Annotated in this window: 35 protein-coding genes; 1 reads left to right on the top strand and 34 read right to left on the bottom strand. The window is 60.4% G+C overall.

The window, feature by feature from the left end; translation table 11 throughout:
- Window positions 1–5: 5 nt before the first annotated feature.
- Window positions 6–596: a transcriptional repressor LexA gene (gene lexA, locus DN611_RS12985; RefSeq protein ID WP_021749633.1), complete on the bottom strand. Its 591-nt coding sequence runs from the start codon at window positions 594–596 to the stop codon at window positions 6–8.
- 239 nt (window positions 597–835) lie between these two features.
- On the opposite strand from lexA, the gene secG reads away from it, so the two are divergent.
- On the top strand, window positions 836–1,078 hold the full coding sequence (gene secG, locus DN611_RS12990; protein WP_021749635.1) for a preprotein translocase subunit SecG: 243 nt from the start codon (window positions 836–838) through the stop codon (window positions 1,076–1,078).
- 45 nt (window positions 1,079–1,123) lie between these two features.
- Here the strand turns inward: secG and DN611_RS12995 are convergent, their stop codons facing one another.
- The 33 genes from DN611_RS12995 to rplD all read right to left on the bottom strand — a co-directional run bounded on the left by DN611_RS12995 (window position 1,124) and on the right by rplD (window position 17,386).
- On the bottom strand, window positions 1,124–1,834 hold the full coding sequence (locus DN611_RS12995; RefSeq protein ID WP_119311578.1) for a polysaccharide deacetylase family protein: 711 nt from the start codon (window positions 1,832–1,834) through the stop codon (window positions 1,124–1,126).
- 159 nt (window positions 1,835–1,993) lie between these two features.
- A complete protein-coding gene (locus DN611_RS13000) occupies window positions 1,994–2,272 on the bottom strand; it encodes a hypothetical protein (RefSeq protein ID WP_119311579.1) in 279 nt (92 codons plus the stop codon).
- Between the two features lie 33 nt (window positions 2,273–2,305).
- Window positions 2,306–2,596 carry a hypothetical protein gene (locus DN611_RS13005; RefSeq protein ID WP_021749638.1) on the bottom strand — a complete coding sequence of 97 codons (291 nt, stop codon included), beginning with the start codon at window positions 2,594–2,596 and terminating at the stop codon, window positions 2,306–2,308.
- Window positions 2,597–2,692: 96 nt separating this feature from the next.
- Window positions 2,693–3,037: a 50S ribosomal protein L17 gene (rplQ, locus tag DN611_RS13010; protein WP_021749639.1), complete on the bottom strand. Its 345-nt coding sequence runs from the start codon at window positions 3,035–3,037 to the stop codon at window positions 2,693–2,695.
- A 58-nt stretch (window positions 3,038–3,095) separates the two neighbouring features.
- A complete protein-coding gene (locus tag DN611_RS13015; RefSeq protein ID WP_021749640.1) occupies window positions 3,096–4,049 on the bottom strand; it encodes a DNA-directed RNA polymerase subunit alpha in 954 nt (317 codons plus the stop codon).
- An 89-nt stretch (window positions 4,050–4,138) separates the two neighbouring features.
- Window positions 4,139–4,741: a 30S ribosomal protein S4 gene (gene rpsD, locus DN611_RS13020; RefSeq protein ID WP_021749641.1), complete on the bottom strand. Its 603-nt coding sequence runs from the start codon at window positions 4,739–4,741 to the stop codon at window positions 4,139–4,141.
- Between the two features lie 23 nt (window positions 4,742–4,764).
- Window positions 4,765–5,172, bottom strand: a complete 408-nt coding sequence (gene rpsK / locus DN611_RS13025) for a 30S ribosomal protein S11 (RefSeq protein ID WP_021749642.1) — start codon at window positions 5,170–5,172, stop codon at window positions 4,765–4,767.
- 15 nt (window positions 5,173–5,187) lie between these two features.
- Window positions 5,188–5,553 carry a 30S ribosomal protein S13 gene (gene rpsM / locus DN611_RS13030; protein WP_021749643.1) on the bottom strand — a complete coding sequence of 122 codons (366 nt, stop codon included), beginning with the start codon at window positions 5,551–5,553 and terminating at the stop codon, window positions 5,188–5,190.
- A 26-nt stretch (window positions 5,554–5,579) separates the two neighbouring features.
- Window positions 5,580–5,693, bottom strand: a complete 114-nt coding sequence (gene rpmJ / locus DN611_RS13035; protein ID WP_014116882.1) for a 50S ribosomal protein L36 — start codon at window positions 5,691–5,693, stop codon at window positions 5,580–5,582.
- Window positions 5,694–5,745: 52 nt separating this feature from the next.
- Window positions 5,746–5,964, bottom strand: a complete 219-nt coding sequence (infA, locus tag DN611_RS13040; protein ID WP_025544561.1) for a translation initiation factor IF-1 — start codon at window positions 5,962–5,964, stop codon at window positions 5,746–5,748.
- A 3-nt stretch (window positions 5,965–5,967) separates the two neighbouring features.
- The gene (locus tag DN611_RS13045) at window positions 5,968–6,252 is read right to left on the bottom strand and encodes a KOW domain-containing RNA-binding protein (RefSeq protein WP_021749645.1); all 285 of its coding nucleotides are present in this window, start codon (window positions 6,250–6,252) and stop codon (window positions 5,968–5,970) included.
- Between the two features lie 10 nt (window positions 6,253–6,262).
- Window positions 6,263–7,015 (bottom strand): type I methionyl aminopeptidase, encoded by a 753-nt coding sequence (gene map, locus DN611_RS13050; protein ID WP_119311580.1) that lies wholly within the window; start codon window positions 7,013–7,015, stop codon window positions 6,263–6,265.
- 4 nt (window positions 7,016–7,019) lie between these two features.
- Window positions 7,020–7,652 (bottom strand): adenylate kinase, encoded by a 633-nt coding sequence (locus DN611_RS13055; protein WP_119311581.1) that lies wholly within the window; start codon window positions 7,650–7,652, stop codon window positions 7,020–7,022.
- A gap of 17 nt (window positions 7,653–7,669) precedes the next feature.
- Window positions 7,670–8,986, bottom strand: a complete 1,317-nt coding sequence (gene secY, locus DN611_RS13060; protein ID WP_021749648.1) for a preprotein translocase subunit SecY — start codon at window positions 8,984–8,986, stop codon at window positions 7,670–7,672.
- A gap of 1 nt (window position 8,987) precedes the next feature.
- Window positions 8,988–9,428 carry a 50S ribosomal protein L15 gene (gene rplO / locus DN611_RS13065; RefSeq protein WP_021749649.1) on the bottom strand — a complete coding sequence of 147 codons (441 nt, stop codon included), beginning with the start codon at window positions 9,426–9,428 and terminating at the stop codon, window positions 8,988–8,990.
- Between the two features lie 14 nt (window positions 9,429–9,442).
- Entirely contained in the window at window positions 9,443–9,625 is a 183-nt protein-coding gene (gene rpmD / locus DN611_RS13070; RefSeq protein WP_021749650.1) for a 50S ribosomal protein L30, read from the bottom strand.
- A gap of 12 nt (window positions 9,626–9,637) precedes the next feature.
- Window positions 9,638–10,138 carry a 30S ribosomal protein S5 gene (rpsE, locus tag DN611_RS13075; RefSeq protein WP_021749651.1) on the bottom strand — a complete coding sequence of 167 codons (501 nt, stop codon included), beginning with the start codon at window positions 10,136–10,138 and terminating at the stop codon, window positions 9,638–9,640.
- A gap of 18 nt (window positions 10,139–10,156) precedes the next feature.
- A complete protein-coding gene (rplR, locus tag DN611_RS13080; RefSeq protein WP_021749652.1) occupies window positions 10,157–10,516 on the bottom strand; it encodes a 50S ribosomal protein L18 in 360 nt (119 codons plus the stop codon).
- A gap of 14 nt (window positions 10,517–10,530) precedes the next feature.
- Window positions 10,531–11,076, bottom strand: coding sequence for a 50S ribosomal protein L6 (gene rplF / locus DN611_RS13085; protein ID WP_025544558.1), 546 nt, complete (start codon window positions 11,074–11,076; stop codon window positions 10,531–10,533).
- A 15-nt stretch (window positions 11,077–11,091) separates the two neighbouring features.
- On the bottom strand, window positions 11,092–11,490 hold the full coding sequence (gene rpsH / locus DN611_RS13090; RefSeq protein WP_021749654.1) for a 30S ribosomal protein S8: 399 nt from the start codon (window positions 11,488–11,490) through the stop codon (window positions 11,092–11,094).
- Between the two features lie 184 nt (window positions 11,491–11,674).
- Window positions 11,675–11,860, bottom strand: a complete 186-nt coding sequence (locus tag DN611_RS13095) for a type Z 30S ribosomal protein S14 (RefSeq protein WP_021749655.1) — start codon at window positions 11,858–11,860, stop codon at window positions 11,675–11,677.
- Window positions 11,861–11,873: 13 nt separating this feature from the next.
- Window positions 11,874–12,413, bottom strand: a complete 540-nt coding sequence (gene rplE / locus DN611_RS13100; protein ID WP_021749656.1) for a 50S ribosomal protein L5 — start codon at window positions 12,411–12,413, stop codon at window positions 11,874–11,876.
- Window positions 12,414–12,430: 17 nt separating this feature from the next.
- Window positions 12,431–12,742 (bottom strand): 50S ribosomal protein L24, encoded by a 312-nt coding sequence (rplX, locus tag DN611_RS13105; protein ID WP_021749657.1) that lies wholly within the window; start codon window positions 12,740–12,742, stop codon window positions 12,431–12,433.
- Window positions 12,743–12,755: 13 nt separating this feature from the next.
- Window positions 12,756–13,124: a 50S ribosomal protein L14 gene (rplN, locus tag DN611_RS13110; RefSeq protein WP_016321001.1), complete on the bottom strand. Its 369-nt coding sequence runs from the start codon at window positions 13,122–13,124 to the stop codon at window positions 12,756–12,758.
- A gap of 12 nt (window positions 13,125–13,136) precedes the next feature.
- On the bottom strand, window positions 13,137–13,403 hold the full coding sequence (gene rpsQ, locus DN611_RS13115; protein ID WP_021749658.1) for a 30S ribosomal protein S17: 267 nt from the start codon (window positions 13,401–13,403) through the stop codon (window positions 13,137–13,139).
- 17 nt (window positions 13,404–13,420) lie between these two features.
- Window positions 13,421–13,630 (bottom strand): 50S ribosomal protein L29, encoded by a 210-nt coding sequence (gene rpmC / locus DN611_RS13120; RefSeq protein WP_025545553.1) that lies wholly within the window; start codon window positions 13,628–13,630, stop codon window positions 13,421–13,423.
- A gap of 2 nt (window positions 13,631–13,632) precedes the next feature.
- A complete protein-coding gene (gene rplP / locus DN611_RS13125) occupies window positions 13,633–14,055 on the bottom strand; it encodes a 50S ribosomal protein L16 (RefSeq protein ID WP_021749660.1) in 423 nt (140 codons plus the stop codon).
- Window positions 14,055–14,945 carry a 30S ribosomal protein S3 gene (gene rpsC / locus DN611_RS13130; protein ID WP_021749661.1) on the bottom strand — a complete coding sequence of 297 codons (891 nt, stop codon included), beginning with the start codon at window positions 14,943–14,945 and terminating at the stop codon, window positions 14,055–14,057. Before rpsC ends, rplP begins: the two co-directional genes overlap by 1 nt.
- 19 nt (window positions 14,946–14,964) lie before the next feature.
- A complete protein-coding gene (gene rplV / locus DN611_RS13135) occupies window positions 14,965–15,312 on the bottom strand; it encodes a 50S ribosomal protein L22 (protein WP_025544367.1) in 348 nt (115 codons plus the stop codon).
- A gap of 18 nt (window positions 15,313–15,330) precedes the next feature.
- Window positions 15,331–15,594 carry a 30S ribosomal protein S19 gene (rpsS, locus tag DN611_RS13140; RefSeq protein WP_021749663.1) on the bottom strand — a complete coding sequence of 88 codons (264 nt, stop codon included), beginning with the start codon at window positions 15,592–15,594 and terminating at the stop codon, window positions 15,331–15,333.
- Window positions 15,595–15,608: 14 nt separating this feature from the next.
- A complete protein-coding gene (gene rplB / locus DN611_RS13145) occupies window positions 15,609–16,442 on the bottom strand; it encodes a 50S ribosomal protein L2 (RefSeq protein ID WP_025544366.1) in 834 nt (277 codons plus the stop codon).
- Window positions 16,443–16,466: 24 nt separating this feature from the next.
- Window positions 16,467–16,763, bottom strand: a complete 297-nt coding sequence (gene rplW / locus DN611_RS13150) for a 50S ribosomal protein L23 (RefSeq protein WP_021749665.1) — start codon at window positions 16,761–16,763, stop codon at window positions 16,467–16,469.
- Window positions 16,763–17,386: a 50S ribosomal protein L4 gene (gene rplD, locus DN611_RS13155; RefSeq protein WP_025544363.1), complete on the bottom strand. Its 624-nt coding sequence runs from the start codon at window positions 17,384–17,386 to the stop codon at window positions 16,763–16,765. The genes rplW and rplD overlap by 1 nt, the downstream gene beginning before the upstream one ends.
- Window positions 17,387–17,403: the final 17 nt, after the last annotated feature.

The following is a 17,403-nucleotide window of genomic DNA, read 5'->3' on the forward strand; positions in this document are numbered from 1 at the left end:
GCCTTTCAATAGCGCCGCACCACGGCGGCCACCTTGCCCAATATCTGGGCATAGGTGCCGTCAATGGGGGAATATGCCTCATTCTCCGGCAGCAGCCATACCTGACCGCTTTTCAGAGACAGGCGCTTAACCGTCGCCTCGTCATCGATCAGAGCCACCACAATCTCACCGTGCTGCGCAGTGGGCTGGCTGTGAACCACCACCAGGTCGCCGGGCAGGATGCCTGCGTTCAGCATGGACTCGCCCCGGACCCGCAGGGCAAAATACTCCCCGGGCCGACCGGCGGTATCGAAGGTCAAATAGTCCTCGATACACTCCTCCGCCAGAATGGGGCTGCCGGCCGCCACATTGCCCACCACTGGGACCTGATTTTCAGGCTTAGGAGATTCCCGCAGCGTGATGGCGCGGCCCTTGCCGGCGCCCTTTTCAATGACGCCTGCCTCCTCAAGCCGTTTGAGGTGAAAATGGACTGTGGAGGGTGACTTCAGCCCCACGGCCTCCCCGATCTCCCGCACCGAGGGGGGGTAGCCCTGCTCCCGGATACAGGCGGCAATGTACTCGTAGATTTTCTGCTGCATCTTTGAGAGCTCCCGCATACGTGTCCACCTCCGCTGGATTTCTGGCTGTATTATACCACAACGCCGCAGGAAAAGCAAACATTTGTTCCATCATTTTCAAACTTTTTTGTCGTCTGTCCGTACGCTTCCGCATAGCTTTGATTTGTCTGCTTTTTTGCAAAATCCCCTTGAAATACAGAGAAAACTATGGTATCATTAACATCTGTGAAATCATGATCCATGCGCTGCATGGCTGAAAGTTTTGGAGGTTATCCTGTATGGACGCTTTAACGCTCGTCATCACGATCCTGCAGCTTCTCTGCGGTCTGGCAGTCATTGTCATCGTGCTCTTCCAGTCCGGCAAGAGCGCCGGCCTCTCCGGTGCCATCGGCGGTGTGGCCGACTCCTTCCTGTCCCGCAACAAGGCCAAGACTCTGGACGCCAAGCTGGCCCGCGCCACCAAATGGGTTGGGGCCATCTTCCTGATCCTGACGCTGGTCCTGCTGATCCTGCAGGGCTGATTTCGCGCTGAAAGCGCCCGGTGTGCCAGCACACCGGGCGCTTTTTTATATGTCGCCGGAGCAGTACAGCACACCGGCCTCCGGTTGGATACCGTTGGCTTCCAGCAGTTCCTGCACCGTCACGAAGCGGTAGCCTTCCCCTTGAAGCGTATCTACAATCTCCAGTGCCGCGTCCACAGAGGTATCGTAGATATCATGGAGCAGGATGATCTGATTGGGGGCCGCATTTTCCAGGACCGCCGCCTTCACCTGGGCTGTATTGAGCTTTTCCCAGTCCCTGGGATCGATGGACCACTTTATCATGGGCACCTGCAGCAGCTCCCGGTCCGCCGCATCCACGGCCCCGTATGGCGGGCGGAGCCAATATGGCCCCCCTCCCAGCAACGCTTCCAGCGTCTCCTCTGTACGGCCTACCTCCCGCTGCAGCGTCTCCCGGGAGATCCCCTGAAGCCGTACATGGTTCCAGGTGTGGCTGCCCACCTGATGGCCCTCTGCCTGCATCCGCCGGACCAGGTCCTCATTGCCTTCGATCTGCTTGCCAATCAGGAAAAAGGTGGCGCTTGCCCCCCGCTCCTGCAGGCCGTCCAGTAGCCGCTCGGTAGTGTTCCGGCGTGGGCCGTCGTCAAATGTAATGGCGATCAGCTTGTCCGCCGGGAGCTGGGCATCTGCCCCAGCCTCCGCCACAGGGCCGCCCGGCGCGCAGCCGGACAGCAGTGCCAGGGCAAGGCACAGAAAAAACAGGCGACCTCTCCACATCGCGCCCACACCTCCTCATTCATGCAGCGGTAGTTTGCGCGGCAGCTGAAAATTTACACCCGTTAAAATTTTCTCCTGTTTTTTCATAACACGAAAAAAGGAAGCGGGCCCCGCCCGCTTCCTTCATCTCATATTCCGTTCGGTGCTCTGCATAGACGGTCAGGAGAACAGGTCAGAAATGGCATCTCCCACCAGGTCCACTGCCAGATCTGACACCACTTCCAGTCCCAGAAGCACTCCCCCCTCCTTGGCAGCTGAATGGGCTCTCTTTCGCCCGCGTGCTGCGGGCTTCTCCCTCTGCTGAAATTCCGGTTTCTTCTCGAGCTGCGGCGCGTCTCCGTCCCCTGCAGGCTGATTGAAGGCCCCGCACCGGGGGCAGAAGCCGTCTGCATCGCAATCATACCGTTTGCCGCACGAAGCGCAGGAAATCTTCTTCACAGATGTTCCCTCCTTTGCTCTGCTGCCGGGCGCTCACAAGTCCCCGCCGGGCAGCCGTCGACCGTGGGACTGCTCCTTCAGCAGCCGGCCCATGGCCATCTCTGCCTGACGGAGATTTTCTCCCAGTTCCCGCTGGAGCCTCCCTGTCCGCTTCTGCTGTGCCGCAGGGGACTCAGCGGCCGCGGCGGTCCCGCCGCTCCGGACCCAGACAGGCTGGTTGAAGGCCCCGCACCGGGGGCAGAAGCCATCCACATCGTAGTCATACCGCTTTCCGCAGTCCTCACAGTGAACCATGCGCATAGAGATCTCCCCCTTCGCTTCCATTGTATCACATCTCCTTCAGGTCCACAAGAACAATCAAAAGCCCTTTGTCACAGGTCCTAGGTTCCCATGACAAAGGGCTTTTTTGATTGCGGGTTCTTACTTCACCAGCTCGATGATGGCGGTCTCCGCGGCATCTCCGCGGCGCACGCCGGTGCGGATCACGCGGGTGTAGCCGCCGTTGCGCTCTGCATAGCTGGGAGCGATCTCCTTGAACAGCTTCTTGCAGACATCCTCGCGGGTGATGAAGCTCATAGCCTGCCGATAAGCGGCCAGGTCGCTCTTCTTGCCGAGGGTAATCATCTTCTCAGCCAGAGGCTTGATCTCCTTGGCGCGGGCAAGAGTGGTCTCCATCTTGCCGTTGTCCAGGAAATCCGTCACCTGCTGACGCAGCATCGCCATGCGCTGGTCAGTGGGCTTGCCAAGTTTCCGAGTTCCGGGCATTTTGGTTTCCTCCTTATCAGGATTTTGGTCAGCCGGGGAACGTCCGCCGGCATTGGAATCAGTTGTTGTTATCTTCGTCAGCCAGATGGAGTCCCATCATCGCCAGCTTGTTGATGACCTCTTCCAGGGACTTGCGGCCCAGGTTGCGGACCTTCATCATCTCGTCCTCCGTCTTGGAAATCAAATCCTCCACGGTGTTGATGTTGGCACGCTTGAGGCAGTTGAAGCTGCGGACGGAGAGATCCAGCTCTTCGATGGTCAGCTCCAGCACCTTGTCCCGCTGGGCCTCCGCCTTCTCCACTACGGTGGGCTTGCTGCCCACGTTCTCAGAGAGGTCGGTAAACAGCGTGAAGTGGTCGCACAGGATCTTCGCACCCAAGGACACGGCGTCCCGGGCAGAGATGGTCCCGTCGGTCCAGACCTCCAGCGTCAGCTTGTCGAAGTCGCTGGAAGCACCCACACGGGTGGGCTCCACGGTGTAGTTGACCTTATACACGGGGGTGTAGATGGAGTCCACGGCGATGACGCCGATCACGTTCTGCTGCGGCTTGTTGCGGTCCGCAGGCACATAGCCGCGTCCGTGGGACAGGGTGATCTCCATGTTCAGCGTCGCGCCGTTGTCCAGCGTGGCAATGTGCATGTCGGGATTCAGGACCTCCACCTCGCCGTCGGCCTTGATATCGCCGGCCTTGACCTCGCAGGGGCCCACCGCCTCGATGTAGACCGTCTTCACCGTCTCGCAGTGGAGCTTGGTGAGCAGGCCCTTCACATTCAGGACGATCTCCGTCACGTCTTCCTTGACACCTGGGATGGTGGAGAACTCATGCTGCACGCCGGCGATCTTGATGGTGGTCGGGGCCGTGCCGGGCAGAGAGGAAAGCATAATGCGGCGAAGCGCATTGCCCAAAGTGGTGCCGTAGCCGCGCTCCAGCGGTTCCACCACATACTTGCCGTATGTGGCGTCCCCCGGCGTCTCGATGCACTCAATCTGGGGCTTTTCAATTTCGATCATGCAGTAGTACCCTCCTTCATCTTCTTGTTGCGAGCACGCATGATTGCGCGCCGCCGGCAGTTCCTATCATTATTGAGGGTATCCTCCGCTTACTTGGAGTACAACTCAACGATGAGGTGCTCCTCGACGGGAACGTCGATGTCCTCCCGGGCGGGCAGACGGGTCACGGTGCCCTTCAGGGCGTTCTTCTCACGCTCCATCCAGGCGGGGATCAGGAACACGGGGGCATCCTGGCCCAGCAGGCGCTTGAAGATCTCAGAGGAGCGGCTGGACTCGGCAACCTCGATCACATCGCCGGCCTTGACCTGATAGGACGGAATGTCGACCTTCCGGCCGTTGACGGTGAAGTGGGCGTGGCTCACCAGCTGACGGGCCTGACGGCGGGTCATGGCGAAGCCCATGCGGTATACCACGTTGTCCAGACGGCGCTCCACAGCGATCAGCAGGTTGTCGCCGGTCTTGCCGGGGGTCTTGGCGGCCGCCTCGTAATAGGCGTGGAACTGCTTCTCCAGAATGCCATAGATGAACTTGACCTTCTGCTTCTCATTCAGTTGGATGCCATATTCGCTCTTCTTCTTTCTCATCTGGCCGCCGGGGTTGCGATTGGTCTCCTTCTTCGCATAGCCCATCACGGCAGGAGAAATGCCCAGAGCCTTGCAGCGCTTCGCGATCGGCTGCATATTCTTAGCCATTTGCTTGTTACCTCCTCTTCAAATCAGACACGGCGGCGCTTGGGGGGGCGGCAGCCATTGTGGGGGATGGGCGTGACGTCCTTGATCATGGTCACTTCCAGGCCCACGGCCTGCAGCGCCCGGATCGCGGCCTCACGGCCCTGGCCGGGGCCCTTGACGAAGACCTCGACGGTCTTCAGGCCATGCTCCATAGCGGCGCGGGCGGCCGTCTCAGCCGCGGTCTGTGCCGCGAAGGGGGTGGACTTCTTGCTGCCGCGGAAACCGAGGCCGCCGGAGGAAGCCCAGGAGATCGCGTTGCCCTGTGTATCGGTAACAGTTACCATGGTGTTGTTGAACGAAGAGCGGATATGGACCTGGCCCCGCTCAATGTTCTTCCGTTCACGCCGGCGGCGAATGACCTTCTTGCCGGCGGATGCCTTTGCAGTTGCCATCTTGGTTCTCCCTCCTTACTTCTTCTTGTTGGCAATGGTCTTCTTGGGACCTTTGCGGGTCCGCGCATTGGTCTTGCTGCGCTGGCCGCGCACGGGCAGACCCTTGCGGTGGCGAATGCCGCGATAGCAGCCGATCTCGGTCAGCCGCTTGATGTCCAGAGCGGTCTGGCGGCGCAGGTCGCCCTCAACGGTATAGCTGTCGATGGCGTCGCGCAGCTTCTGCTCGTCGGCGTCGGACAGATCCTTCACGCGGGTGTCGGGGTTGACGCCTGTCTGCGCCAGGATGTCCTTGGCGCTCTTTCTGCCAATGCCGTAGATATAAGTGAGGCCGATCTCGATACGCTTATCCTTCGGCAGGTCAATACCGGCAATACGTGCCATACTCTCAAAGCACCTCCAATTAAATGTTAGCCCTGTCTCTGCTTATGCTTGGGGTTCTCGCAAATGACCATGACACGGCCTTTGCGGCGAATGACCTTGCACTTCTCGCACATGGGCTTCACGGACGGTCTTACTTTCATAGTTTTTAACCATTCCTTTCAGCGGTTTGTGTCTTTTCAGCTCAAGTGGCGCTTACTTACTGCGCCAGGTGATCCGGCCGCGGGTCAGGTCATACGGGGACATCTCCACCGTCACCTTGTCGCCGGGCAGAATCCTGATGAAATTCATTCTGAGTTTTCCGGAAATATGTGCCAAAATCTTGTGTCCATTTCCAATGTCTACCTGGAACGTTGTGTTGGGCAGGGCTTCCACCACGACACCCTCCACTTCAATCATGTCGGATTTTGCCAAACGTTATCCCTCCTGGTCCGGATAAACCTCCTCGCGGTAAGCCGCAAGGGTTTTGCGAAGCTCGCTGTTGGTGATCCTGGCTTCGCCTCTGATCTTTTCAGAAAGCCGGTTCTCGTCCGCCGCTACAAACAGCACGTGTCTGCGCTTTTTGCGTTTGGGCGACTCCACCTTCCTGGATTTCCCGTCCGCCAGCAGCAGGTACTCCCCCTCCACCGCGAGAACGATGAAGAGCTTTCCCTGGTCCCGGCCGGCAACGGATCTTACGATGTTGGATGCTGCAATTTCCATGCGTTTCCTCTCAGATGGCGGGGGCCGTCAGGATCTCAGGCTCGCCGTCCGTGATCAGAATGGAATTTTCATAGTGGGCCGCCCATTTGCCGTCCAGCGTCTTGACGGTCCAGCCGTCGCTCATCTGCTGGATGGCCGCCGAGCCGGCGTTCACCATGGGTTCGATTGCAAGCGTCATGCCGCGGAGGAGCCTGGGCCCCCGGCCGGGATGGCCGTAATTGGGGATCTCCGGCGACTCGTGCATCTGGGCGCCGACACCGTGGCCGACGTATTCCCGGACGATGGAGTAGTCGTGACTCTCCACGTACTGCTGGATGGCTGCCGAGATATCGAACAGCCGGTAGCCCTCCTTGGCAAACCTGATTCCCTCAAAAAAGCTCTGTCTGGTCACGTCGATCAGATCCTGCGCCTCCGGGGAGATCCTGCCGCAGGGGAAGGTGGCCGCACAGTCGCCGTGAAACCCTCCAATGTACGCTCCCACATCCACACTGACGATATCGCCCTCCTGGAGGACCCGGGGTCCGGGAATTCCGTGGATGATCTCGTCGTTGACGCTGATGCAGGCGCTGGCCGGATAGCCGTTGTAATGCAGGAAGGAGGGGACTGCGCCTTGCTTGCGAATGAAATGCTCCACTGCACGGTCGATCTCATGGGTTGTGACGCCGGGCTTTACCAATTCCCCTGCATAAGCACGGGCAGCCGCGGTAATTTTTCCGGCCCGGCGCATCAATTCGATCTCATGGGGGGATTTGAGTGTAATCATACGCTCATCTCCCCAGTGCGTGGAGGATGGCCCGGGAGGTCTCTTCCACAGAGGGCTGATTCTCCACAGGCTTCAGGAGTCCCCGCTGGGCATAGAAGTCCTTCAGCGGCTCGGTCTCCTTATGATAGACCTCGAGCCGCGCCTTGACGGTCTCGGGGGCATCATCTTTCCGCTGGACCAGCTTACCGCCGCACTTGTCGCACACGCCCTCCTGCTTGGGGGGCACAGCTACCATGTGGTAGCTGGCCCCGCAGGATTCGCAGACACGGCGGCCGCTCATCCGCTCCATGATGGTCTCGTCAGAGATCTCAATAGAGATCACGTCGTCAAATGTGATCCCGGCCTTTTCCAGGGCCGCGGCCTGGGCGATGGTGCGGGGCACCCCGTCCAGGATATAGCCGTTCTTGCAGTCATCCTCTGCCAGCCGCTCCGTGACGATGCCGATGATGACGTCGTCCGGCACCAGCTGGCCGGCGTCCATATAGGACTTGGCCTTCAGGCCGGTGGGCGTGCCGTTTTTGATGGCCGCCCGGAGGATGTTGCCTGTGGAAATGGTGGGAATACTCAGTTCTCTGCACAGGATTTCCGCCTGTGTTCCCTTACCGGCGCCGGGGGCGCCCAACAGGATCAGCTTCAATTGAAACGCCTTCTCTCTTATTCCAGGAAGCCCTTGTACTGACGCATCAGCATCTGGGCCTCCAGCGCCTTGACAGTCTCCAGAGCCACGCCGACCACGATGATGACGGAGGTGCCGCCGATCGCCAGATAAGCGTTGCCGACAGCCTTACCCAGCAGCAGCGGGCAGATCGCCACGATGCCCAGATAAATGGCGCCGAACAGGGTGATCTTGCTCAGGACTTTCTTGATGAAGTCCACAGTGGGCTTGCCGGGACGGAATCCCGGGATAAAGCCGCCCTGCTTCTTCAGGTTGTTGGCGATCTCCACCGGATTGAACTGGATGGTGGAGTAGAAATAGCTGAAACCGATGATCATGATGAAATACACGATCATATAGATGAAGGACTGGGTATCGATGGCGTCGTAGATTGCCCGGGAAACCGTCTCCTCCTCGGGAATACCGATGAAGGTCCAGATCGTCACGGGCAGAGACGCGATGCTCTGGGCGAAGATGATGGGCAGAACGCCGGACATATTCACCTTCATGGGGAGGTGAGAGCTCTGGCCGCCGTACATCTTCCGGCCCACCTGCCGCTTGGCATACTGGACGGGAATGCGGCGCTCTGCGTCGCTGATGAACACGACGAACACAACCAGCGCCAGGACGCCCACCAGCAGCAACACCACCAGAGCCGGGTGCAGCGCACCGTCCGCGGCAGCGCCGCCGTTGGCCCAGCTCACCACGCCGCTGTACAGAGAGCTGACAGAGGTGGGGATCCGGGACAGGATGCCGGCGAACAGAATGATGGAAATGCCGTTGCCGATGCCGAACTCCGTCACCTGCTCGCCCATCCACATGACGAAGGAGGAGCCGGCGATGAAGGACACGACGATGACCAGTGCGGGCCAGATGCCGGTGGCATCAGATGCCAGCAGGTTGTAGTTGCGCATCATGAAATAGTAGCCGACCGCCTGCAGGATGGCGATGCCGACAGTGGTATAGCGGGTGATGGACTGGATCTTCTTCCGTCCCTCTTCACCGCCATCCTTGGCCAGCCGCTCCAGGGCCGGGATGGCCACAGTCAGCAGCTGGATGATGATGGATGCGTTGATATAGGGCTGGATGCTCAGGGCGAAGACCGTTGCCTGGGCAAAGGCGCCGCCGGACATCACGTTGTACAGGCCCAGAATGGTGCCGCCCATCTGATCCAGATAGGTCTCCAGCAGGCCGACATCCACGTAAGGCACCGTGATGGCGTTGCCGATCCGGAAGATCAACAGGATGAGGAGTGTAAAAATGATCTTCTTCCGCAGTTCGGGGATGCCCCACGCTTTGCGAATGGTTTGGATCACGTTACATCACCTCGGCCTTTCCGCCTGCTGCCTCGATAGCCTCCTTGGCAGAAGCGGAGAAAGCAGAAGCCTGGACAGTGAGCTTCTTGGACAGCTTGCCGCTGCCCAGAACCTTGTAGCCGTAGCGGCACTTGGAGAGGATACCCTTCTCCAGCAGCGCGTGGACCGTGACAGTATCGCCGTCCTGGAACTGATCCAGGGTGCTGAGATTCACGATCTCCAGGGGCTTTGCGAAGATGTTGTTGAAGCCGCGCTTGGGGATGCGGCGGGCCAGAGGCATCTGGCCGCCTTCAAAGCCAACACGGATCTTGCCGCCGGAGCGGGCCTTCTGGCCCTTGTGACCGCGGCCGCCGGTCTTTCCGTTGCCGGAGCCGGCGCCCCGGCCCTTCCGGTACGGGGCCCGGACGGAGCCCTCGGCGGGAGACAGTTCGCTCAACTTCATAATTCCGTGCCTCCTTATTTCACTTCTGTGACCTGCAGCAGGTAGCCGATCTTGGCGATCTTGCCGCGGGTCTGGTCGTTGTCGGGCTGCACGGTGATGTCACCGATCTTGCGCAGGCCCATGGAATGAGCGGTGGCGACCTGTTTTTCCAGGCGGCCGTTCAGGCTCTTGACGAGCTTAATATTTAAGTTTGCCATTTTTGCGCCTCCTTAACCCACGATCTCTTCGACGCTCTTGCCGCGGATGCGGGCGACCTCCTCGGGACCGCGCATGCTCTTGAGGCCCTCGAAGGCGGCGGCGACAACGTTGTTGGGGTTGTTGGAACGCAGGCACTTGGTCCGGATATCCTTGATGCCTGCGGCCTCGACGACGGCACGCACAGCGCCGCCGGCGATCACGCCGGTACCGGGGGCAGCGGGCTTCATCAGCACGCGGCCGGCACCGGCCTCACCGATGGTCTCATGGGGCACAGTGGTGCCGGAGAGGGTCACGGTGATCATGTTCTTCTTGGCGGCTTCGATGCCCTTGCGGATGGCCTCGGGGACCTCAGCGGCCTTGCCCAGGCCATAGCCCACCTTGCCCTTGCCGTCGCCCACGACGACCAAGGCGGAGAATTTCATCACACGGCCGCCCTTGACGGTCTTGGAGACGCGGTTCAGGGAAACGACCTTCTCGATATACTCGCTCTGTTCTCTTTCAAATCTAGGCATGTTGTCGTTCCTCCTCCCTTAGAATTTCAGGCCGCCCTCGCGGGCACCCTCAGCCAGAGCCTTCACGCGGCCGTGGTACAGATAGCCGCCGCGGTCAAACACGACAGTCTCGATACCCTTGGCCTTGGCGCGCTCGGCCACCAGCTTGCCAACGGCAGTGGCAGCGGCGATATTGCCGCCGTAACCTTCGATGGCCTTGTCCAGGGAGGAAGCGGAAGCCAGGGTCACGCCGTTGACATCATCGATGACCTGGGCGTAGATGTTGGCCTCGCTGCGGAACACATTCAGACGCGGCATCTCAGGGGTGCCGGAGATCTTGGCGCGCACTCTCTTGTGGCGCTTCAGGCGCTGGGCGTTGGTATTCGGTCTCTTAATCATATCGGCACACCTCCTTACTTCTTGGCGCCGGTCTTACCGACCTTGCGGCGGATGACTTCATCGGCGTACTTGATGCCCTTGCCCTTATAAGGCTCGGGAGGACGCTTCTCGCGGACCTCGGCCGCAAACTGGCCGACAGCCTGCTTGTCGCATCCGTTGATGACGATTTTATTGGGAGCGGGGACATCGATGGTGATGCCCTCGATCTCAGAAACGATCACCTGGTGAGAGAAGCCCAGGTTCATGACCAGGTTCTTACCCTCCTTGGCCACACGGTAGCCGACGCCGTTAACCTCCAGCTCCTTCTTGTAGCCGTCGGTCACACCGACGATCATGTTATGGAGCAGAGTGCGGGTCAGGCCGTGGAGGCTGCGGTGCAGCTTGTCGTCGGAAGGACGCTCCACGGTGATCGTGCTGCCTTCCTGTTTAAGAATCATCTCAGGGCGCAGAGCCTTCGTCAGCTCGCCCTTGGGTCCCTTAACGGTCACCACATTACCCTCGGCGACATTGACGGTGACGCCGGCGGGAACGGTAATGGGCATTCTGCCAATTCTAGACATGGTCCAATACCCTCCTTACCAAACGAATGCCAGGACCTCGCCGCCGACATGGAGCTCGCGGGCCTTCTTGTCGGTCATGACGCCCTTGGACGTAGAGATGATAGCGATGCCCAGGCCGCGGAGCACGCGGGGCAGCTCGTCGGCGCCCACATAGACGCGCAGGCCGGGCTTGGAGACGCGGCGCAGGCCGGTGATAACCTTTTCCTTGCCCGCGTTGTACTTCAGGGAGATGTGGATGACACCCTGGGTTCCGTCCTCCACCACCTGGAAGTTCTTGATATAGCCCTCATCCAGCAGAATCTGAGCGATGCTCTTCTTCATGTTGGAGGCGGGAACATCAACGGTGTCGTGCTTGGCGTTGTTGGCGTTGCGGATGCGGGTCAGCATATCCGCAACCGGATCGGTGATATGCATAATAAATCCTCCTATTTTAGAGTTGCGGCTCTCTCGAGACCGCTGCGGCAGCGAGGTATCATGGCGAATGGAGCAGTCCGCTCGCGCGTGGTGCCCAATTCGTCATGACCTTTCGCCATCCGATCTGCCAAAGGCTCCATATCAAAAGCCCGTGGTCACAAAATTTGGTTGCGCGGGGCGCCTCTCAGAAGGAGGCCTTCCGCACGCCGGGGATCTCGCCCTTGTAGGCCAGTTCCCGGAAGCAGATACGGCAGACGCCGTAGTCACGCAGATAGGCGTGGGGGCGGCCGCACAGCTTGCAGCGGTTGTATCTCCGGGAGGAGAACTTGGGAGCCCGCTGCTGCTTGAGAATCATGGATTTCTTTGCCATCGTTTCTTCCTCCTTAGCGGGCGAAGGGAGCGCCGACCTGCTCCAGCAGGGCGCGGGCCTCTTCATCGGTGTGCGCGGTGGTGCAGATGACCACATCCATGCCGCGGATCTTGTCGATCTTGTCGTACTCGATCTCGGGGAAGATCAGCTGCTCCTTGATGCCCAGGGCATAGTTGCCGCGGCCGTCGAAGGAGTTGGGGTTGATGCCCTGGAAATCACGGACGCGGGGCAGGGCCACGTTGAACAGGCGGTCCAGGAACTCCCACATCTTGTCGCCCCGCAGGGTGACCTTGGCGCCGATGGGCATATCCTCACGCAGCTTGAAGTTTGCGATGGACTTGCGGGCCCGGGTAATGACGGGCTTCTGGCCGGTAATCTGGCTCAGATCGCCCACCACGTTCTCCAGAACCTTGGAGTTTTCACGCGCCTCACCGCAGCCCACGTTCACGACCACCTTGTCGATCTTGGGGATCTGCATGACGCTCTTGTAGCCGAACTGCTTCATCAGGGCGGGAGCGACTTCGGCAGTGTATTTTTCTTTCAGTCTGGCCATTTGTCAGCTCTCCTTTCTCACAGCTCAGCGCCGCAGTGCTTGCACACGCGGGTCTTCTTGCCGCCCTCGATCTTGTGGGCGACGCGGGTGCCCTTGCTGCACTTGGGGCACACCACCTGCACCTTGCAGGCGGCAATGGCGGCCTCGCGCTTCATGATGCCGCCCTCTTCGCCCTGCTTGCGGGGCTTGACGTGGCAGGTCACCATGTTGATGCCCTCCACGACAACCTTCAGGGAGCCGGGAACGGTGCCCAGCACCTTGCCCTGCTTGCCCTTGTCCTTGCCGGACAGGACGACAACGGTATCGCCCTTCTTAATGTTCATAGCCATTTCGCTGCCCTCCTCAAATCACTTCGGGAGCGAGGGACAGGATCTTCATGTAATCCTTGTCGCGCAGCTCACGAGCAACCGGCCCGAAGATACGGGTGCCTCTGGGGTTCTTGTCATCCTTGATCAGGACGGCGGCATTGTCGTCGAAACGGACATAGGTGCCGTCCGCCCGGCGGACGCCCTTGGCGCTGCGGACGATCACGGCCTTGACGACCTCGCCCTTCTTCACCGTGCCGCCGGGGGTGGACTTGCGGACGGACGCGACGATCACATCGCCGATGTTGCCGAACTTCCGCTTGGAGCCGCCCAGGACACGGATGCACTTGATCTCCTTGGCGCCGGTATTATCGGCCACCTTCAGAAATGTTTCCTGCTGAATCATAACGGCACCTCCTTACTTCGCTTTTTCAATGATCTCGACCACGCGCCACCGCTTGTCCTTGGACAGGGGGCGGGTCTCCATCACTTTGACCCGGTCGCCGATGCCGCAGGCATTCTCCTCGTCATGGGCCTTCAGCTTGTAAGTGCGGCCGACGATCTTCTTGTACAGGGGATGGGCCACACGGTCTTCAATGGCGACGACCACGGTCTTGTCCATCTTGTCGGATACGACTCTGCCGACCCGGGTCTTGCGGGAGGAAGTTCTCTTCTCTTCGTTCATGTTCGATTCCCTCCTTCTTACTGCTTGTCAGAAGCTCCGGAGAGCTCCTTTTGACGCAACATGGTCTTGACTCGGGCAATGTCATGCTTGGTCTCCCGGATCTTCAGGGGATTATCCAGCTGATTGGTGGCGTGCTGCATACGCAGATAGAAAAGATCCTTCTTCAGGCCCACCAGCTTCTCGTTGAGCTGCTCGGGGGTCATGCTACGAATTTCACTTGCCTTCATCTTCACTCACCTGCTTCCTCGGTGCGGGCGACGATCTTCGTCTTGATGGGCAGCTTGTGGCTGGCCAGACGAAGCGCCTCGCGGGCAACTTCTTCAGACACGCCGGCGATCTCGAACATGATGCGGCCGGGCTTCACGACGGCAACCCAGAACTCGGGGGAACCCTTACCGGAACCCATGCGGGTCTCAGCGGGCTTCTTGGTCACGGGCTTGTCGGGGAAAATCTTGATCCAAACCTGACCGCCACGCTTGGTGTAGCGGGTCATGGCGATACGGGCCGCCTCGATCTGATTGCTGGTGATCCAGGCGGGCTCCAGGGCCTGCAGGCCGAACTCACCGTAGGCAATGGTGTTGCCGCGGGTGGCCTTGCCGGTCATACGGCCGCGGTGTACGCGGCGATACTTGACTCTCTTCGGCAGAAGCATTACTGGGCTCCTCCTTCCTTAGCGGGTGCCGCGGGCGCCGCGGGGGCAGCCGGACGGCTGGGATTGGTGGCACGGTTGAAACCGCCCTGGGGACGGCCCTGGCCGCGGTTGAAACCGCCCTGACGGTCACGGTTGAACCCGCCGCCCTGGCGCCGGTCGCCGAAACCGCCGCGGCGGTCGCCATCCCGGCGGGGACGACGCTCACGACGCTCCTGGTAGGGCTTGGAGGTGTCCATGGTGCGGGGGGTGGTGCGCAGGGTCTGAGAGAGGACCTCTCCCTTGTAGATCCAGACCTTCACGCCGATGCGGCCGAAGGTGGTGGCAGCCTCCGCGAAGCCGTACTCAATGTCGGCGCGGATGGTCTGCAGGGGGATGGTGCCCTCGTGATAGTGCTCCACGCCGGCGATCTCACGTCCGCCCAGACGGCCGGAGCAGCAAACCTTGATGCCCTTGGCGCCGGCGCGCATGGCGCGGGCCATGGCGTTCTTCATGGCGCGGCGGTGAGAGATACGCTTCTCCAACTGCTGGGCGATGTTCTCCGCCACCAGCTGGGCGTTCATGTCGGGATTGCGGACCTCGACGATGTTCAGGCGCACCTTCTTGCCGATCAGCTTCTCCACAGCGAGACGATACTGCTCGATCTGCTCGCCGCCCTTGCCGATGACCATGCCCGGCCGGGCGCAGTGGAGGAAGATGGTGACGACTTCGTTGCTCCGCTCGATCTCGATCTTGGGAACACCGGCGCCGTACAGGGTCTTCTTCAGGTACTTGCGGATCTTCTGATCCTCGACGATCAGATCGCCGACCTTCTCATCACTGGCATACCAACGGGAATCCCAGTCTTTGATGACGCCCACGCGCAGGCCGTGGGGATTTACTTTCTGTCCCATAAAACTGTTCTCCTCCCTCTTATGCCTTTTCCGTCACAGCCAGGGTGACGTGAGAAGTCTTCTTATTGATCCGATAGGCGCGGCCCTGAGCCCGGGGCATCATCCGCTTCAGGATGGGGCCGGGAGTGGCGAACACCTCGGACACCACCAGCTTGGCGGGGTCCATGCCGAAGTTGTTCTCGGCATTGGCACAGGCGGACTTCAGGAGCTTCATCAGAGGCTCGGAAGCGGCCTTGGGGGTCTGCATCAGGATCGCCATGGCGGTGCCGGCGTCCTTGCCGCGGATCAGATCACACACGATCTGGACCTTGCGGGGAGCGATGCGGACATAGCGCAGATACGCTTTGGCAATCTTCATCTCTTCCATGTTCTGCATCCTCCTTCATTAAGAATCTTTCCGATGGCCGCGGAAGGTGCGGGTGGGCGCGAACTCACCCAGCTTGTGGCCGACCATATCCTCCTGGATATAGACGGGCACGTGCTTGCGGCCGTCGTGAACGGCAATGGTGTGGCCCACGAAGGCGGGGAAGATGGTAGAGCTCCGGCTCCAGGTCTTGAGGACCTTCTTCTCGTTCTTCGCGTTCATTTCCTCGACCCGCTTCAGAAGCTCCGGGGCAACATACGGGCCTTTTTTAATGGATCTGCTCATATTGACTTGCCTCCTTACTTCTCGTTGCGGCGCTTGACGATGAATTTATTGGTGGGGTTCTTGCCCTTGCGGGTCTTGTAACCCATGGCGGGCTTGCCCCAGGGGGTCACCGGGCCGGGACGGCCGACGGGTGCGCGGCCCTCGCCGCCGCCGTGGGGGTGGTCATTGGGGTTCATGACGGAGCCGCGCACGGTGGGACGCCAGCCCATGTGACGCTTGCGGCCGGCCTTGCCGATGTTGATGTTCTCGTGCTCGATGTTGCCAACCTGACCGATGGTGGCGTAGCAGTTGGTGCGCACGATGCGGACCTCGCCGGAAGGCAGACGGATCTGGGCGTCGCCGCCCTCCTTGGCCATCAGCTGAGCGGCGGTGCCGGCGGAGCGCACCAGCTGGGCGCCGTTGCCGGGATGCAGCTCGATGTTATGGATCACGGTACCAACGGGGATGTTGGCGATGGGCAGGGCGTTGCCGGGCAGAATGTCCGCCTCGGGGCCGGTCATGATCTTGTGGCCGGCCTTCAGGCCCAGGGGCGCCAGGATATAGCGCTTCTCGCCGTCCTCATACTGGATCAGAGCGATGTTGGCGCTGCGGTTGGGATCGTACTCCAGGCGCAGCACGGTGGCGGAGCCGATCTTGTCCCGCTTGAAGTCAATGATACGGTACTTGCGCTTGTTGCCGCCGCCGCGGTGGCGGACGGTGATGCGGCCGTAGCTGTTGCGGCCGGAGCTCTTCTTCAGGGGCTCAGTCAGGCTGGGCTCGGGCTTCGCCTTCTTGTCGATGCCGTCGAACCCGGAGACCGTCATCTGCCGTCTGGAGGGAGTCGTCGGCTTAAAAGTTTTGATAGACATGTCGCGTTACACTCCTTCCGTTTATCAGACCATACCTTCGAAGAACTCGATGGTCTTGGAATCCGCCGCCAGCTGGACATAGGCCTTTTTCCAGGTCTTGGTCATGCCGGGACGGCCGGCACCCATGCGCTTCTCCTTGCCGGGCACCGTCAGGGTGTTGACAGAGGCAACCTTCACACCGAAGATCTCCTCCACCGCCTTCTTGATCTCGATCTTGCCGGCGTCCTTGGCCACCTCGAAGACGTACTTCTTGTCGGCGGCACCGGACATGGCGCGCTCGGTGATGATGGGGCGGATGATAATATCGTAAGCGGTAGCCATTACGCGTACACCTCCTCGATTTTTGCGAGGGCGTCCTTGTCCACGACCAGATACTTGGCGTTCAGGATGTCATAGACGCTCAGGATGGAAGCGGGAGTGGTCACAACGCCGGGGATGTTCCGCGCGCTCTTGACGATGGTCTGATCCACGGCGGGGGTGACCACCATGGCCTTGCCGTCCACACCGACGGCGGTGAGGAACTTGCGGAAGTCAGCGGTCTTGATGGCGTCCATCTTGATGGAGTCGATGACCACCATCTGGCCCTCGGCCACCTTGGCGGAGAGGACGGACTTCAGCGCCAGGCGCTTGACCTTCTTATTCAGCACATAGCTGTAATCCCGGGGCTTGGGGGCAAACACGATGCCGCCGTGGGTCCACTGGGGAGCACGGGTGCTGCCCTGCCGGGCGTGGCCGGTGCCCTTCTGACGCCAGGGCTTTCTGCCGCCGCCGGAGACTTCGGCGCGGGTGAGGGCGCTCTGGGTACCCTGTCTGCAGTTGGCGAGGTGGTTCTTGACAACCTCGTGCACGACGGTCTGGTTGGGCTCGATGCCGAAGATCGCGTCGTTCAGTTCCACAGTGCCGACTTCTGCGCCGGCCATGTTCAACACTTTCATAGTAGACATTGATCAAGCACCCCTTT

It is taken from the genome of Oscillibacter sp. PEA192, from assembly GCF_003574015.1.
Lineage (GTDB): Bacteria > Bacillota > Clostridia > Oscillospirales > Oscillospiraceae > Oscillibacter > Oscillibacter welbionis.

Bases quoted from the DNA above. Each gene is read 5' to 3' on its own strand.
- DN611_RS13015 (WP_021749640.1), bottom strand. From the start codon at position 4,049: ATGATCGAAATTGAAAAGCCCCAGATTGAGTGCATCGAGACGCCGGGG.
- map (WP_119311580.1), bottom strand. From the start codon at position 7,015: ATGATTACACTCAAATCCCCCCATGAGATCGAATTGATGCGCCGGGCC.
- rpsE (WP_021749651.1), bottom strand. From the start codon at position 10,138: ATGCCTAGATTTGAAAGAGAACAGAGCGAGTATATCGAGAAGGTCGTT.
- rpsH (WP_021749654.1), bottom strand. From the start codon at position 11,490: ATGCATATCACCGATCCGGTTGCGGATATGCTGACCCGCATCCGCAAC.
- rplF (WP_025544558.1), bottom strand. From the start codon at position 11,076: ATGTCTAGAATTGGCAGAATGCCCATTACCGTTCCCGCCGGCGTCACC.
- rplR (WP_021749652.1), bottom strand. From the start codon at position 10,516: ATGATTAAGAGACCGAATACCAACGCCCAGCGCCTGAAGCGCCACAAG.
- rpsD (WP_021749641.1), bottom strand. From the start codon at position 4,741: ATGGCTAAGAATATGCAGCCGATCGCGAAGCGCTGCAAGGCTCTGGGC.
- rplX (WP_021749657.1), bottom strand. From the start codon at position 12,742: ATGGCTATGAACATTAAGAAGGGCGATACCGTTGTCGTCCTGTCCGGC.
- DN611_RS12995 (WP_119311578.1), bottom strand. From the start codon at position 1,834: ATGTGGAGAGGTCGCCTGTTTTTTCTGTGCCTTGCCCTGGCACTGCTG.
- rplD (WP_025544363.1), bottom strand. From the start codon at position 17,386: ATGTCTACTATGAAAGTGTTGAACATGGCCGGCGCAGAAGTCGGCACT.
- rpsC (WP_021749661.1), bottom strand. From the start codon at position 14,945: ATGGGACAGAAAGTAAATCCCCACGGCCTGCGCGTGGGCGTCATCAAA.
- rplP (WP_021749660.1), bottom strand. From the start codon at position 14,055: ATGCTTCTGCCGAAGAGAGTCAAGTATCGCCGCGTACACCGCGGCCGT.
- DN611_RS13045 (WP_021749645.1), bottom strand. From the start codon at position 6,252: ATGGAAATTGCAGCATCCAACATCGTAAGATCCGTTGCCGGCCGGGAC.
- rpsM (WP_021749643.1), bottom strand. From the start codon at position 5,553: ATGGCACGTATTGCCGGTATTGACCTGCCGAAGGATAAGCGTATCGAG.
- rpsS (WP_021749663.1), bottom strand. From the start codon at position 15,594: ATGAGCAGATCCATTAAAAAAGGCCCGTATGTTGCCCCGGAGCTTCTG.
- rplN (WP_016321001.1), bottom strand. From the start codon at position 13,124: ATGATTCAGCAGGAAACATTTCTGAAGGTGGCCGATAATACCGGCGCC.
- rpmC (WP_025545553.1), bottom strand. From the start codon at position 13,630: ATGAAGGCAAGTGAAATTCGTAGCATGACCCCCGAGCAGCTCAACGAG.
- lexA (WP_021749633.1), bottom strand. From the start codon at position 596: ATGCGGGAGCTCTCAAAGATGCAGCAGAAAATCTACGAGTACATTGCC.
- DN611_RS13095 (WP_021749655.1), bottom strand. From the start codon at position 11,860: ATGGCAAAGAAATCCATGATTCTCAAGCAGCAGCGGGCTCCCAAGTTC.
- rplW (WP_021749665.1), bottom strand. From the start codon at position 16,763: ATGGCTACCGCTTACGATATTATCATCCGCCCCATCATCACCGAGCGC.
- DN611_RS13005 (WP_021749638.1), bottom strand. From the start codon at position 2,596: ATGGAAGCGAAGGGGGAGATCTCTATGCGCATGGTTCACTGTGAGGAC.
- rplO (WP_021749649.1), bottom strand. From the start codon at position 9,428: ATGAAGTTGAGCGAACTGTCTCCCGCCGAGGGCTCCGTCCGGGCCCCG.
- rplV (WP_025544367.1), bottom strand. From the start codon at position 15,312: ATGGAAGAGATGAAGATTGCCAAAGCGTATCTGCGCTATGTCCGCATC.
- rpmD (WP_021749650.1), bottom strand. From the start codon at position 9,625: ATGGCAAACTTAAATATTAAGCTCGTCAAGAGCCTGAACGGCCGCCTG.
- secG (WP_021749635.1), top strand. From the start codon at position 836: ATGGACGCTTTAACGCTCGTCATCACGATCCTGCAGCTTCTCTGCGGT.
- rplQ (WP_021749639.1), bottom strand. From the start codon at position 3,037: ATGCCCGGAACTCGGAAACTTGGCAAGCCCACTGACCAGCGCATGGCG.
- rplE (WP_021749656.1), bottom strand. From the start codon at position 12,413: ATGGCCAGACTGAAAGAAAAATACACTGCCGAAGTCGCTCCCGCCCTG.
- rpsK (WP_021749642.1), bottom strand. From the start codon at position 5,172: ATGGCAACTGCAAAGGCATCCGCCGGCAAGAAGGTCATTCGCCGCCGG.
- rpsQ (WP_021749658.1), bottom strand. From the start codon at position 13,403: ATGAACGAAGAGAAGAGAACTTCCTCCCGCAAGACCCGGGTCGGCAGA.
- rpmJ (WP_014116882.1), bottom strand. From the start codon at position 5,693: ATGAAAGTAAGACCGTCCGTGAAGCCCATGTGCGAGAAGTGCAAGGTC.
- rplB (WP_025544366.1), bottom strand. From the start codon at position 16,442: ATGTCTATCAAAACTTTTAAGCCGACGACTCCCTCCAGACGGCAGATG.